At 52.6% G+C, this 14,447-nt stretch carries 13 protein-coding genes; 9 read left to right on the top strand and 4 right to left on the bottom strand.

Annotated elements, in window-relative coordinates; all coding sequences use genetic code 11:
• Nucleotides 1-95: 95 nt before the first annotated feature.
• From pspA to tyrR, 7 genes are all read left to right on the top strand, one after another.
• Nucleotides 96-767: a phage shock protein PspA gene (pspA, locus tag E2L00_RS03260; protein WP_167606911.1), complete on the top strand. Its 672-nt coding sequence runs from the start codon at nucleotides 96-98 to the stop codon at nucleotides 765-767.
• Nucleotides 768-828: 61 nt separating this feature from the next.
• Complete coding sequence (pspB, locus tag E2L00_RS03255) at nucleotides 829-1,056, top strand: envelope stress response membrane protein PspB (protein WP_167606907.1); 228 nt, start codon at nucleotides 829-831, stop codon at nucleotides 1,054-1,056.
• Nucleotides 1,056-1,415, top strand: coding sequence for an envelope stress response membrane protein PspC (gene pspC, locus E2L00_RS03250; protein ID WP_167606904.1), 360 nt, complete (start codon nucleotides 1,056-1,058; stop codon nucleotides 1,413-1,415). The genes pspB and pspC overlap by 1 nt, the downstream gene beginning before the upstream one ends.
• A 224-nt stretch (nucleotides 1,416-1,639) precedes the next feature.
• A complete protein-coding gene (gene pspD, locus E2L00_RS03245) occupies nucleotides 1,640-1,861 on the top strand; it encodes a phage shock protein PspD (protein WP_167606901.1) in 222 nt (73 codons plus the stop codon).
• 110 nt (nucleotides 1,862-1,971) lie between these two features.
• Nucleotides 1,972-3,369, top strand: coding sequence for a YcjX family GTP-binding protein (locus E2L00_RS03240; protein WP_167606898.1), 1,398 nt, complete (start codon nucleotides 1,972-1,974; stop codon nucleotides 3,367-3,369).
• Nucleotides 3,366-4,430, top strand: a complete 1,065-nt coding sequence (locus tag E2L00_RS03235) for a TIGR01620 family protein (RefSeq protein ID WP_167606895.1) — start codon at nucleotides 3,366-3,368, stop codon at nucleotides 4,428-4,430. Before E2L00_RS03240 ends, E2L00_RS03235 begins: the two co-directional genes overlap by 4 nt.
• A 158-nt stretch (nucleotides 4,431-4,588) precedes the next feature.
• Nucleotides 4,589-6,154 (top strand): transcriptional regulator TyrR, encoded by a 1,566-nt coding sequence (tyrR, locus tag E2L00_RS03230; RefSeq protein ID WP_167606892.1) that lies wholly within the window; start codon nucleotides 4,589-4,591, stop codon nucleotides 6,152-6,154.
• 73 nt (nucleotides 6,155-6,227) lie between these two features.
• Here the strand turns inward: tyrR and E2L00_RS03225 are convergent, their stop codons facing one another.
• The 3 genes from E2L00_RS03225 to tpx form a co-directional block, all read right to left on the bottom strand.
• Nucleotides 6,228-7,754: a filamentous hemagglutinin N-terminal domain-containing protein gene (locus tag E2L00_RS03225; protein ID WP_167606889.1), complete on the bottom strand. Its 1,527-nt coding sequence runs from the start codon at nucleotides 7,752-7,754 to the stop codon at nucleotides 6,228-6,230.
• A gap of 83 nt (nucleotides 7,755-7,837) precedes the next feature.
• A complete protein-coding gene (locus E2L00_RS03220) occupies nucleotides 7,838-9,541 on the bottom strand; it encodes a ShlB/FhaC/HecB family hemolysin secretion/activation protein (RefSeq protein ID WP_167606886.1) in 1,704 nt (567 codons plus the stop codon).
• A 511-nt stretch (nucleotides 9,542-10,052) separates the two neighbouring features.
• Nucleotides 10,053-10,559, bottom strand: a complete 507-nt coding sequence (gene tpx / locus E2L00_RS03215; protein ID WP_167606883.1) for a thiol peroxidase — start codon at nucleotides 10,557-10,559, stop codon at nucleotides 10,053-10,055.
• A 139-nt stretch (nucleotides 10,560-10,698) separates the two neighbouring features.
• On the opposite strand from tpx, the gene ycjG reads away from it, so the two are divergent.
• The gene (ycjG, locus tag E2L00_RS03210) at nucleotides 10,699-11,664 is read left to right on the top strand and encodes an L-Ala-D/L-Glu epimerase (protein WP_167606880.1); all 966 of its coding nucleotides are present in this window, start codon (nucleotides 10,699-10,701) and stop codon (nucleotides 11,662-11,664) included.
• A 7-nt stretch (nucleotides 11,665-11,671) separates the two neighbouring features.
• On the opposite strand, the gene mpaA is transcribed toward ycjG, so the two are convergent.
• Entirely contained in the window at nucleotides 11,672-12,379 is a 708-nt protein-coding gene (gene mpaA, locus E2L00_RS03205) for a murein tripeptide amidase MpaA (protein WP_167606877.1), read from the bottom strand.
• A 270-nt stretch (nucleotides 12,380-12,649) separates the two neighbouring features.
• Between mpaA and E2L00_RS03200 the strand changes: the two genes are divergently transcribed.
• A complete protein-coding gene (locus E2L00_RS03200; RefSeq protein WP_167606874.1) occupies nucleotides 12,650-14,269 on the top strand; it encodes a peptide ABC transporter substrate-binding protein in 1,620 nt (539 codons plus the stop codon).
• Nucleotides 14,270-14,447 lie beyond the last annotated feature (178 nt).

Genomic DNA, 14,447 nt, shown 5'->3' with positions numbered 1-14,447 from the left:
AAAATCAAACAGATAAAAAGTTGGCACGGCAATTGTATTATTCATTGCGTGCAGGGTGCCGGGCACCTGAAATAATGATTAAAGAGGATTGAATTATGGGTATTTTTTCTCGTTTTGCCGATATCGTGAATGCCAACATCAACTCGCTGCTGGAAAAAGCGGAAGACCCGCAGAAGCTGGTGCGCCTGATGATTCAGGAGATGGAAGACACGCTCGTTGAAGTGCGCTCCACCTCGGCCCGCGCGCTGGCTGAAAAGAAACAGCTTTCTCGTCGCGTAGAACAGGCCACCGCTCAGCAGGCTGAATGGCAGGAAAAAGCGGAACTGGCACTGCGTAAAGATAAAGAAGATCTGGCCCGTGCCGCGCTTATCGAAAAGCAAAAATTAACCGACCTGGTAGCCACCCTGGAAGAGGAAGTGGTGCATGTCGATGAAACCCTGGCGCGGATGAAAAAAGAAATTGGCGAGCTGGAAAATAAACTCAGCGAAACCCGCGCGCGCCAGCAGGCGTTAACGCTGCGCCACCAGGCCGCCTCGTCTTCCCGTGACGTGCGCCGTCAGCTGGACAGCGGTAAGCTGGATGAAGCGATGGCGCGTTTTGAATCCTTTGAACGTCGTATCGACCAGATGGAATCAGAAGCTGAAAGCCACAGCTTCGGCAAACAGAAAAACCTTGATACGCAGTTTGCCGAACTGAAAGCCGACGATGAAATCAGCGAGCAGCTGGCGGCGCTGAAAGCAAAAATGAACGCCCAGGATCGCGGTTAATTTTTCACGACTGCGGCTGTGCGCGGCACACCGCAGTTCGTCTGACTTGTAAGGAGTACACATGAGCGCGCTTTTTCTGGCCATACCGCTAACGATTTTTGTGTTATTCGTCGCCCCCATCTGGCTGTGGTTGCACTACAACAATCGTGCGGTAAATGGCGGTCAGCTTTTACAGAGCGAACAACAGCGGCTGGCGCAGCTCACTGACGAGGCAAAGCGCATGCGGGATCGAATTCAGGCGCTGGAGCAGATCCTTGATGCTGAGCATCCGAACTGGAGAGACAAATAATGGTGAATTCATTTTCCGGTCGCAAATTGTGGCGTATCCCTGAAAAAGGGATGCTGAAGGGCGTTTGCGCGGGTATTGCGCAATATCTGGATGTGCCGGTGAAACTGGTACGCCTGATCGTAATTTTATCGATGATTTTTGGCCTGTTCTTTTTTGTGATGGTGGCCTATATCGCGTTAACGTTTATTCTTGATCCAATGCCGCAAGGCGCCGATCGGGAGAAGGTTCAGCCAACAAGCCGCGAGCTGCTTGATGAAGTTGATGCGCAACTGGCCGCGGGAGAACAGCGTTTACGTTCCATGGAACGCTACATAACGTCTGATACCTTCACGCTGCGCAGCCGCTTCCGCCAGCTTTAAACCATCCTCGCCCTGGCCCTCTCCCTTAAGGGAGAGGGAAAAAATCAGGGAATTCTTTCTCCGAGGGAGAGGGAAAAAATCAGGGAATTCTTTCTCCGAGGGAGAGGGAAAAAATCAGGGATTCTTTCTCCGAGGGAGAGGAGAGAAAGCGGGAGTTAGGGCTTTGTGACTTCCCCGTAAACCACCAGACTCACATCAACTTTTAACCGCTTCCCGGAGACACTATGACCACCTTCCGCACCGCCAGCCAGAAAGCAAAACCGGGCCTGAAAATTGCCGGTAAGCTGGTACTCCTTGTCGCTTTACGTTACGGCCCTGCGGGCGTCGCGGGCTGGGCCGTGAAGTCTGTGGCGCGCCGTCCGCTGAAAATGCTGCTGGCGCTGACAATTGAGCCGCTGGTATCCCGTATGCTGCGGAAAGCTTCTGCTCGTTTCAACGCCAAATAGCGCGCCGTTTTTATCGTTTGCGCCTTTGATTCGCTATTCCCAATCTTTATTTATTACAATCAGTGAAGAAATTTTTCCCATGAATGAAAATGGGGGCAACCAGGACGCATATGAACAGACTCAAGAATGAACTGAATGCGCTTATGAACCGCGGCGTGGACAGGCACCTGCGGCTGGCGGTCACCGGTCTGAGCCGCAGCGGTAAAACGGCGTTTATTACCGCGATGGTTAACCAGCTGCTGAGCGTCAACAATGGCGCGCGGCTGCCGATGCTGAGCGCGGTGCGTGAAGAGCGGCTGCTCGGCGTTAAGCGCGTGCCACAGCGTGATTTAGGCATTCAGCGTTTCACCTATGATGAAGGATTGGCACAGCTCTATGGCAACCCGCCGGGCTGGCCAACGCCGACTCGCGGCGTCAGCGAAATGCGCCTTGCGCTGCGCTATCGCTCTAACGATTCCCTGCTGCGACACTTCAAAGATACCTCCACGCTGTACCTGGAAATTGTAGATTATCCGGGCGAATGGCTGCTGGACTTGCCGATGCTGGCGCAGGATTATTTAAGCTGGTCGCGCCAGATGACCGGCCTGTTGCAGGGCGACAGGGCCGAATGGTCTGCCGTCTGGCGTAAATTATGTGCCGATTTAGATCCCTTTGCTCCGGCCGATGAAAATCTTCTGGCGGCCATCTCCGAAGCCTGGACAGATTATCTGCTGCGCTGCAAACAAGAGGGGCTGCACTTTATCCAGCCGGGCCGTTTTGTCCTGCCGGGCGATATGGCCGGTGCGCCTGCGCTGCAATTTTTCCCGTGGCCGGACGTCGATAAATTTGGCGAATCTAAACTCGCCCAGGCGGATAAAACCACCAACCTCGGCATGCTGCGCTCACGCTTTGACTATTACTGCGAAAAAGTAGTGAAGGGCTTTTATAAGAACCACTTCCTGCGTTTCGACAGACAAATCGTGCTGGTGGACTGTCTGCAACCGCTTAACAGCGGGCCACAGGCGTTCAATGATATGCGTCTTGCGCTGACCCAGCTTATGCAGAGCTTCCAGTACGGGCAGCGCACGTTATTCCGCAGGCTTTTCTCTCCGGTCATCGACAGGCTGCTGTTTGCGGCCACCAAAGCCGATCACGTAACCGTCGATCAGCATGCCAACATGGTTTCGTTGTTGCAGCAGCTGGTGCAGGACGCCTGGCAGAACGCCGCGTTTGAAGGTATTGAACGCGAGTGCATGGGGATTGCCTCGGTACAGGCGACGCAAAGTGGCCTGATTGATGTACAGGGTGAGCAAATTCCTGCGCTGCGAGGGCATCGCTTAAGCGATGGCGCGCCGCTGACCGTTTATCCTGGTGAAGTTCCGGCGCGCCTTCCGGGCAGCGCTTTCTGGGAAAAACAGGGCTTTCAGTTTGAACAATTTCGTCCGCAGGCGATGGATGTCGACAGGCCATTGCCGCACATCCGTCTGGATGCGGCGCTGGAATTTTTAATTGGGGATAAACTGCGATGAACGAACCCCTGAAACCACGGATCGACTTCGCCCAGCCGCTGGAAGTCGAAAAAGAACAGGCTTACAAAACCGCGCACGCCTTCAGCGAGCCAGAAGCGCAGAAATTTACTCCCGCGCTGGCAACGCCTGATGACGCGGAGGAAGAAACCCAGGCCGAAGCCGTCGTGGACGCGGCGCTGCGTCCGAAGCGCAGCATCTGGCGGCGCATGGTTACCGCCGGGCTGGGATTATTTGGCATCAGCGTTGTTGCCCAGGGCGTGCAGTGGACGCATAACGCGTACGTCGCCCATGACTGGATTGCGCTGGGCGGCGGCATCGCAGGCGGCTTAATTATTGCGGCTGGCGTTGGCTCCATCGCAACGGAATGGCGGCGGTTGTGGCGCCTGCGCCAGCGTGCAGAAGAACGAGATGAAGCACGGGATTTACTCAACGGCCACAGCATCGGCAAAGGCCGTGCTTTCTGTGAAAAACTGGCGCGACAGGCTGGCCTGGATCAGGGGCATCCGGCATTGCAGCGCTGGTACGCATCCATTCACGAAACGCAAAACGATCGCGAAATCGTCGCGCTTTATGCTCGGCTGGTGCAGCCGGTGCTGGATGGCCAGGCTCGTCGGGAAATCAGCCGTTCCGCAGCCGAGTCAACTTTGATGATCGCCGTCAGCCCGCTGGCGCTGGTGGATATGGCGTTTATTGCCTGGCGCAACCTGCGCCTGATCAACCGCATCGCCACGCTGTACGGCATTGAACTGGGGTATTTCAGTCGCCTTCGCCTGTTCCGCCTGGTGTTACTGAACATCGCGTTCGCAGGCGCAAGCGAACTGGTGCGTGAGGTAGGGATGGATTGGGTTGGACAGGATATTGCCGCTCGTCTTTCTGCACGCGCCGCACAGGGGATCGGCGCCGGCTTGCTTACCGCGCGCCTTGGTATCAAAGCCATGGAGCTTTGCCGCCCGTTACCATGGATGGAGAACGATAAACCACGCCTTGGGGACTTTCGTCGTCAGCTGCTGGTGCAGCTCAAGGAAACGATGAGCAAGAGCAAAACCAAACCCCCGATGTGACAATTGGGTAACGCCGTGACCGTCTGGCTTTACGGCTTTACCCCATTCAGAGACTTATCTGTCAACTTTTCTTCACACATCTCTTCTGACCCGCAGGTATCTGGAGTATTATTACTTCACCCAATGGTTCCGTTTTAAAGCGAAGAAAGGTCACCTCCATGCGTCTGGAAGTCTTTTGTGAAGACCGCCTTGGTCTGACACGCGAATTACTCGATCTATTAGTGTTGCGTGGTATTGATTTACGAGGCATAGAAATTGACCCTATTGGGCTCATTTACCTGAATTTCTCAACCCTGGATTTCGACTCATTCAGCAGCCTTATGGCTGAAATCCGTCGCATACCGGGCGTGAAGGACGTTCGCACGGTGCCGTGGATGCCTTCCGAGCGTGAGCATCGCGCGCTGAGCGCGCTGCTTGAAGCGCTGCCAGAGCCCGTGCTGTCTCTGGATATGAAAAGCAAAGTCGAACTGGCCAACCCGGCAAGCTGCGCGCTGTTCGGGCAGGGCGAAGACAAGCTGCGTAACCATAACGCGGCAAGTCTTATCAACGGGTTCAACTTTATGCGCTGGCTGGAAGGCGCGCCTGCGGATTCCCATACCGAACACGTCGTCATCAACGGACAGAATTTCCTGATGGAAATCACGCCGGTGCATCTGGACGGTGAAGATAAACTGCCGATGCTGGTTGGCGCGGTCGTGATGCTGCGTTCCACGGTGCGTATGGGTCGTCAGCTACAGAATATTACTCAGACCGATACCAGCGCGTTTGGCCAGATTATTGCGGTCAGTCCGAAAATGCGTCACGTCGTTGAACAGGCGCATAAGCTGGCGCTGCTTAACGCTCCGCTGTTAATCGTTGGCGACACCGGCACCGGCAAAGATTTGCTCGCCCACGCCTGCCATCTCAGCAGCCCGCGCGCGCAAAAACCTTATCTGGCGCTGAACTGCGGTTCGATGCCGGATGATGTGGTTGAAAGCGAACTGTTCGGCCACGCGCCGGGAGCCTATGCCAACGCCGTCGAAGGGAAAAAAGGCTTCTTTGAGCAGGCAAACGGCGGTTCGGTATTGCTCGACGAGATCGGTGAAATGTCACCGCGTATGCAAACCAAACTGCTGCGTTTTCTCAACGATGGGACGTTCCGTCGCGTGGGGGAAGAGCATGAGGTGCATGTTGATGTGCGCGTGATTTGCGCCACGCAGAAAAATCTGGTGGAGCTGGTGCAGAAAGGCGAGTTCCGCGAGGATCTGTATTATCGCCTGAATGTGCTAACGCTCAACCTGCCGCCGCTGCGCGATCGCCCGCAGGATATTATGCCGCTCACCGAACTGTTTGTGGCGCGCTTTGCCGATGAGCAGGGCGTACCGCGTCCTAAGCTGGCAAACGATCTCAGTAGCGTATTAACGCGTTACGGTTGGCCGGGCAATGTCCGTCAGTTGAAAAATGCTATCTATCGCGCGTTAACCCAACTGGAGGGCTACGAGTTGCGCCCGCAGGATATCCTGCTGCCTGACTTTGATACCGCAAGTCTGGCCGTTGGGGAAGAAGCGATGGAAGGAACGTTAGATGATATTTCACGGCGCTTTGAACGTTCCGTCCTGACCCAGCTTTATCGTACTTACCCAAGCACCCGCAAACTGGCAAAACGCCTTGGCGTGTCGCATACCGCGATTGCCAATAAGCTGCGCGAATATGGCTTAAGCCAGCAGCGCAAAGAAGCAGAGTAAAAAGCACATCGCGTGCATTCGCGATGCGCCTGAAAATCCAGCGCGGGGAGCCGCGCTGGATAAGCGAAATAATTTATTCAGCTTTATTGAAGACCATTTTAGTGAAGATCACATTTCCGCCGATATCCTGAGCCCTTTTAGTGTAAGGGGCATTGATGCGCATGGTTCTGGCTTCAATAGTGCCTGATTTACAGAACCACATAACGCACTCGCCGGTATTTTCCAGTTTACCGGCGACGTTTAGCGCCATTCGATCTGAAGATTGCAGTAGCCCTGTATTCTTAAGGTCACCGCGAGCGTCAACGTTAAGTAACTGGCTGGCTGCAATTGTTGCTTTATTGGCGTTTACAAGGTTGGAGGTTGTTATCCAAACCTGCGCGCCTTTTATGAAGCCAGAATTATTGACATCATTCGCCATTATCATTGCGGTATCGGCCGCTTCCAGATTCCCGGCTTGTTCGAAGCTCTTAGCAAAAAACTGACCTTTTGTGGTATTGATTTGGCCTCCGTTAGTGATTGTACCGGCAGCGGTAGTTGTTTTTAAATTTTCATCCACAGCGGCAATAACCAGCGTTGGCGCGGTTATCTCTCCCTGGTTATTGATATTTCCATTGACGACCTGCAACGTAGCGGATTGACCTGCCGTGATAGTACCGGTGTTCTGGATTTTCCCTCTAATGGAAATGCCGTTCAGCGTCCCGGCAGAAGTTAGAGTTCCGGTGTTTTCCACATCCTTAAAGCCCTGGAGGGTCACACGCTGTTGGCCATCAATTTTCCCGTCGTTAACCAACTTATTATTGCTGAGGATAGAGATATTCTGCCCGACGAGGTTGCCGGCATTACGTACGCCAATGCCGGCGGCGTTACCGATAAGTTCAATGCTGTTAGCCTTGATTCCGCCGAGGGAACTCACATCAATAGAATATTCGGGAAAAAAGAGATCCGCTAAATCGAAGCCGCTATTATAGGAAATTACTTCACCGGTTTGGTGGTTGATATCGAATTTCCCGGCCCTTGCCTGGACGCCTTTAGCCTGAATATGGCCGTTAATTTTAATGCTTTTAGCCAGCAGGGTGGCATAATTTTCCTGCTGCAGGCCTTTACCTTCAATTGTCAGGGCGCCGCCACGGATATTGTATCCTGTCAGGAAACCATTTTCGTTAAGCTGCGGCGTACCTGTGGTCAACGTGGTATTACCCGCGTTAATAAAGCTACAGCCGGAGCAGGTAATACCGTTCGGGTTAGCGATAATCACATCCGCTTTCTGGCCTGCCACTTCGATAAAGCCCTTAAGGGAACTGGTTTTATTCGAGATAACCTCATTGAGGATAACCGAAGCCGCGCCGTTGGCCAGATTATCGTTTTTAGCTATGCGCCCGACGTTGGCATTGCGATCCGTACTGCTGTTGTTGAGCACCAGGCCTTTTTCCGTAACGTTGAACTCTTTGTATATATTATGGGAAAGGCCGCTGGCATTGGGAGAATTAATATCCACCACTTTTGCGCCACTGATGTGGGTATAGCTGGAAGGATCCGCCAGAACAGAAGATGAACTTAGCGCTATTAATAAAATAAGCCGGGATTTTTTCAACTTAAACATTATTTATTCCTTTAAATGAATTTAATTTGCGTGGTGTTAATGTAACGTTGTTTCGTTTGTTGTCGGTTAAACGTTTTTGTTCTTTACCTCCTGAAATTCCATTGCAACGAGAAGCCAAGGTTTAAATCGTCTGTGGTGAAACCATCGGGACGCGATAATGGCGTGCCGGCGAACAGATTATAATTAATCCGCCATTTCTCTCCTCGCAGGCCGATAACGCTACCGGTGAGGGTTCTTCCGCTGTCACCGCTATCGCTGGCACCGATAATACGGCCGATATCAAGCCCCAGATATAGCTGCTGCTCCGTACCCGGAAAGGTCCAGTTAAAATCATTGCTGAAATACCAGCCCTGGTTTTGTATCAGGCTCTTTTCACCATCAAATCCACGCACGGTCCAGCGGTTGCCAAGGGTGAATTTATTCTGTGTGGTTAATACATCAGGGCTAACCTGTAAATTAAAGTGCGGGGCATAGCTGAAATTCGGGCCTGCCGCCGCAACTTTCACGAGTGCCTGACTGTCCAGGGTAAATATACGCGCCTGTTTGCTGATAAGACCGCTTTTTTGCTCTGCGGTATTGCCATCGCCCAGCCAGCGCAGACGGTTCTGAAACCCTATTGTGGTCAGCGTTGCGGCAGCAGGAAAACCGTGCTGGTGGCGCAATGCCAGTTTCCAGCCCGGATTTTCTTTCTGCATAACCCGCAGTTCAGTATCCTCCAGATAAAAGCGGGAATTGCCTTTAAATAGCTGGAGGCCAACGCTGGTTTGTTGGTTCATCGTGCGCGACAGCATGCGATTAAGCTCGACGCTGGAGTATTCATAATGACTACGGTACTTCCACTGCGACCAGTTGCCTTCCAGCGTCTGTAAATAGCGGCTACGGCTGGTATACAGATCGAGCCACCAGTATCCCCAGGGAATGGAATAATAAATACTGGTATTCTGGTTGCCTTTATTATGGTTATTAAATGCCAGATCGCGGCCAAGTGAAATGTAAAATATATCGTTGAGGCTGGTCGGGTTGTACAGATAAAAAGTCACTCCGCTCTGGTTGCGTCCGGTATGACGACTACCGGCATCGTTCATCCAGCCGCTGAACTGCCAGTATTTGTCCTGCTTATGAGTCACATAGATATCGCTTTCGCCATCAAGTGAGCCGGGTAATAGCTGAATCTTCGCCAGGCTTTCAGGGATTCGCTGTAAATTAGCAGCGCCTTGCTCCAGATCGGACAGGCGCAAAATATCGCCGCTGCGCAGCGGCAAGTTGTTTGCGAGGCTGCTCCAGCCGTCGCTCATGGGAGAATGGGCGATTTTCCCAACCTTTCCCGGAACCAGTTGAAAGGTTAGCGTGCCGGAAGAGAGATGCTGGCGGGGAAGATAAATAAGAGTAGTAATATATCCACGACTAATGAGTTCATTCTGTATTGCATTTTCCAACAGCTGAATGCCTTTATCGCCAAGGCATTTATGTTGAGCCTGGTGAGTTAAGTCGGTAAGAAAGTCGGCAACAAATTTTTCATCCGTATTGATAATGACAACTTTGGCTATGTCTAAACAAAGAGCTTCTTCTGGAAAGCTAAGCGTGGTTTTAGTAGCGGCTTTTCTTTGGGAAAGAAAATTGCTCTGCTGTGGCTCTGCTGATTTCTGGCGCGCTTTATCCTGCTCAACCTGATTTATAACCTGGTTAACAGATTGGGCCTTAAGCTGTGGCAGGTGAAAAACTAAAAAGAATAAGAATAGTGTTTTTATCAGCGGAACTGCGCTTGTTTTTCTTGTAAATATAACCATAGGAGAAAGATCCGTTTCTCAGCTAAAACAATAAAATAATATGTTCGAGGCGATGCATAATAGCGAATGCCTTATTCGTCGTCATCTCATTAAAAGATGAATTTTTCTTAAAGTTATATGTGGATTTTTTGTTAAGTTTTTTGGACGGATAGAGCGCTACTGTCGTTGTACTTTCCCCTGAGATGCCCGGCCTGTTCAGCCTAAGGTTAAGTCAGAAAAAATGAAAAGAGAGGTTGGGCGCATTTTATCTGCAAAGCGGAGATTTTATTTTTCAGAATATATTACTTAAGGATAGTTCAGGCGGTTAACTGAAAGAATAAAAGCGTCCCTCTTGCGAGGGACCCAGACCGATGACAAACTCTCAACCAGCACGGATTGAACGTATATCACCAGGTAAAAACAAGCAAAATCAATGAATTGATTTTCGGCTGCTAACCACAAAGAAGGGAAAACCACGCTTTTTCCTTCTTTGCCAGCAGGCTAAGTCCCTCTTGCGAGGGACAGACGTACCTTAAGCCTTCAGAGCTTCCAGGGCCGCAGCGTAATCCGGCTCGTTAGTAATTTCATTTACTAACTGGCTGAATACCACTTCATCTTTTTCGTTGATCACAACAACCGCACGGGCTGTCAGACCTTTCAGCGCGCCTTCAGCGATGCCTACGCCGTAATCCTGCTGGAACTCAGGGTTACGCAGAGTAGAAAGGGTAACGACGTTGCTCAGACCTTCTGCACCGCAGAAGCGGGACTGCGCGAACGGCAGATCGGCGGAAACACACAGGACAACGGTGTTATCCATCTCGGTCGCCAGCTGGTTGAATTTACGTACGGATGCCGCGCAAACGCCGGTATCGATGCTTGGGAAAATGTTCAGTACTTTACGTTTGCCTGCGAACTGGCTCAGCGCAACATCAGAGAGGTCTTTTGCAACCAGTGAGAAAGCAGCGGCTTTGCTGCCAGCCTGTGGAATTTGACCGGCAACCGCAACCGGATTGCCCTGGAAATGAACGAGTTGTGACATGTCTAATTTTCCTTTTTACATATAATTAACGCCGCATGCAGTGTATTCCAGGATTTAGCGGATGAATATAAAAAACTGATACTGCACGTAAAAGTGTTCGCCCCTATACTGAGCAAAAAACCCGACGACAAGGTTAACGATGAGAACAGTTAAGGTTTATCAGGAAGCATGGCCGCTGCATACTCCGTTTGTTATCGCGCGCGGCACGCGCAGCGAGGCTGTTGTGGTGGTGGTTGAACTTGAAGAAGACGGGATCAAAGCCGTAGGGGAATGTACGCCGTATCCGCGTTATGGCGAAAGCGAGGCCTCGGTGCTGGCGCAGATTGCGACGATAATCCCCCAGCTGGAGCTGGGCATGACGCGTGAAGAATTACAGCAGGCTCTACCCGCAGGAGCTGCCCGCAATGCCGTAGACAGCGCATTGTGGGATCTGGAAGCGCGGCGCAAAGGCGTTTTTGTAGCGCATCTTGCAGGCGTTGAGCTGCCGGAGATGATAACTACCGCGCAGACGGTGAGTATCGCCGCCCCGGAGCAAATGGCCGCCGCCGCCGCGTTGCTGTGGGAGAAGGGCGCACGTTTGCTGAAAGTGAAGCTCGACGATCGCCTGATTACCGAACGCATGGTCGCCATTCGTGCGGCGGTGCCGGAAGCCGTGCTGATAGTTGACGCCAATGAAGCCTGGCACAGCGAAGGCCTGGCCGCACGCTGCCAGCTGCTGGCCGATTTGAACGTCGCGATGCTTGAACAGCCGCTTCCCGCCAGCGAAGATGGAGCGCTGGCAAACTTTATCCATCCGCTGCCGATTTGCGCCGATGAAAGCTGCCATACGCGTGAAAGCCTGGCGGCGCTGAAAGGGCGCTATGAGATGATAAACGTGAAGCTGGATAAAACCGGCGGCCTGACCGAAGCGCTGGCCTTAATGCGGGCTGCACGTGAGCAGGGTTTCGACGTGATGCTTGGCTGTATGCTTTGCACTTCGCGCGCCATCGCCGCAGCAATACCGCTGGCGGCAATGGTTCGCTTTGCCGATTTGGATGGCCCGACGTGGCTGGCTGTAGACGTTGAGCCAGCCCTGCATTTTGCAGCCGGGAAACTTTATCCTTAACGCCTGGCTATCTGTGCCAGTGCAGCAATCCCATCATCGCCTCAAGATAACGCTCACTGGCTTCATCGGCTGACACCGGCGGGAATTCTGCGGTAATGCACGGCAGATTGAGATCCGCACACCAGCTTCCAAACGATCCCGGCGTTTCATAGCCAACGCTCGTCACCAGCGGTAATTCAAAGGCGTCTGCCAGCCAGTTGCCCAGCGAAGAATTAGCGGGATCTTCAATGCAGCCCAGCGGATCGTGAAACGAAACGACCCATGCAGGCTGGATCGAATGAATTAACTGGCAGAGCGCCGTAGTTTCTGGCTCGGAGCCGGGCTTTGCGCCGGTTGATAACACCACGTCGCGTTGAGCCGCGCTGCTGTTCCAGCGATAGACCGTTTCGCCTGCTTTCCAGTTCGCTGCGGGAAAGTTCCGGTTCAGATCGACCCCGTTAGCATTGGCGCGCAGGCCAAGCTGACAGCCGTCAGGATTGACGGCAAGCACAACATGATGACGGCGATATGTCGACTCAAGCGTGCGCAGGGCGCAGGAAAGCGTCACCACCGCTGCGTTTTCATCGCCGTGTGTTCCGGCAATAATCAACCCGCTGCGGGTTTCGCCCGGGCTTGCCGGGAACCACAGTAAAGGTGCGCCAAAAACAGATTTACCGTAACGCTCGCTGCCGGGAGGCAAATGACCGCGTTGTGGGCGAGGGCGATGAGCGGGCATAGAAATCCTTATGGAAGTGAATGGTTTTTAACATTAATAGCAGTGTTTAGCGAAAATCTCATCTTAAACAACTGGCCAGCGGTTTATTCGCAGGCCTGCCTCTGCCGCAGTAGATGACAGCGCTCAAGTTATAAGAATTTAATTTTCCACGACGGTTGCATTGAGGCAGGTTGTTTGCTTTTCTTAATTGCAAAACAAGCAATTGCGCGGCATTGCCCGTCGATCCGTGGTGTTTTTAACGCCAAAAAATAAATCCTTAAAAGGTAACTGATGAAAAAAACTTTTCGTATTACCTGCTGTGCGCTGGCGGTGGCCTGCACGTTTTCGGCGGCCCGGGCAGCAGACGTGCCTGCCGGCACTAAACTGGCATCTACTCAGGAATTGGTTCGTCATATTAAAGATGAGCCTGCGTCACTAGATCCGGCAAAAGCCGTGGGCCTGCCGGAAATTCAGGTTATCCGCGATCTCTTCGAAGGCCTGGTTAATGAGAATGAAAAAGGTGAACTGATTCCGGGCGTTGCGACAAAATGGCGCAGCAACGATAACCGCACCTGGACGTTTAGCCTGCGTGACGATGCCCGCTGGTCTGACGGTTCCCCGGTAACAGCAGAAGATTTCGTTTATAGCTGGCAGCGCCTGGTTAACCCTGAAAACACATCCCCGTTTGCCTGGTTTGCCGCCCTGGCTGGCATAACGAACGCGCAGGCAATCATTGATGGCAAAATGCCTGCGGATAAGCTGGGCGTGACGGCGGTTGATGCCCACACGCTGCGTATCCAGCTCGACAGGCCAATTGCGTATTTTCCAAGCCTTACGGCGAACTTCTCGCTCTATCCGGTTCCTAAAGCCACGGTGGAAAAACTGGGCCAGGACTGGACCAAACCCGGCAATCTTATTGGTAACGGCGCGTTTACCCTGACCGAGCGTGTGGTAAATGAAAAGCTGGTCCTGGTACCGAATAAAAACTACTGGGATAACGGTAAGACCGTGCTGACCAAAGTGACCTTTATTCCCATTAACCAGGAGACCGCAGCGACAAAACGCTACCTGGCAGGCGATATTGATATCACCGAATCCTTCCCGAAAACCATGTACCGGAAGCTGCTGAAGGATATTCCGGGTCAGGTCTACACGCCGCCGCAGCTCGGCACCTATTATTACGCATTCAATACGCAAAAAGGCCCCACCGCAGATGCGAGAGTTCGCCTGGCGTTGAGCATGACTATCGATCGCCGGTTGTTGGCGGAAAAGGTGCTCGGAACTGGCGAAAAACCAGCGTGGCGTTTTACGCCGGACGTGACGGCAGGCTTCAAACCTGAGCCTTCGCCGTTTGAGCAGATGAGCCAGGAGGAGCTGAATGCTCAGGCGAAGACCCTGCTGCGCGCGGCAGGCTACGATGCTAATAAACCGCTTAAACTTTCGCTGCTGTACAACACCTCGGAAAACCACCAGAAGATAGCCATTGCGGTGGCTTCCATGTGGAAGAAAAATCTTGGCGTCGAGGTGAAATTACAAAACCAGGAGTGGAAAACCTATATCGACAGCCGCCATACCGGCAATTTCGATGTGATTCGCGCCAACTGGGTGGGAGATTACAACGAGCCTTCGACATTCCTGTCGCTAATGACCTCAACCCACAGCGGCAACATTGCGCGCTTCAATTCACCTGCCTATGACAAAGTCATGACGCAGGCGAGTCAGGAAGTGACGGAAGCCGCGCGTAATAAGTTCTACAACCAGGCGGAAAGAATCATTCAGGAGCAGGCGCCTATCGCCCCGGTTTATCAATACACTAACGGTCGCCTGATTAAGCCATGGCTGAAGGGATATCCGATCAACAACCCGGAAGATATGGCCTATAGCCGCACGATGTACATCGTGGCACATTAATGCGCACGCGTTTATTCCCTGTCCATAAGGGCGGGGAATGTCACGTTCTGTAATTAAGAGGCCGGAACGTTTATTGGTTAATGTCGGTGAGCGGAAAAGTTCTTCCCATGCCGCCAGTTCCGCTACACGAGATGCATATTCCTGCGTCAGCATGCCGGATTAAGCGCGTCGGCGCTTC

The organism is Cedecea colo, assembly GCF_011808225.1.
Classification (GTDB): Bacteria; Pseudomonadota; Gammaproteobacteria; order Enterobacterales; family Enterobacteriaceae; genus Dryocola; species Dryocola colo.
The sequence above is the reverse complement of the archived record's forward strand: the minus strand, read 5'-3'. Positions and strand labels throughout refer to the sequence as shown.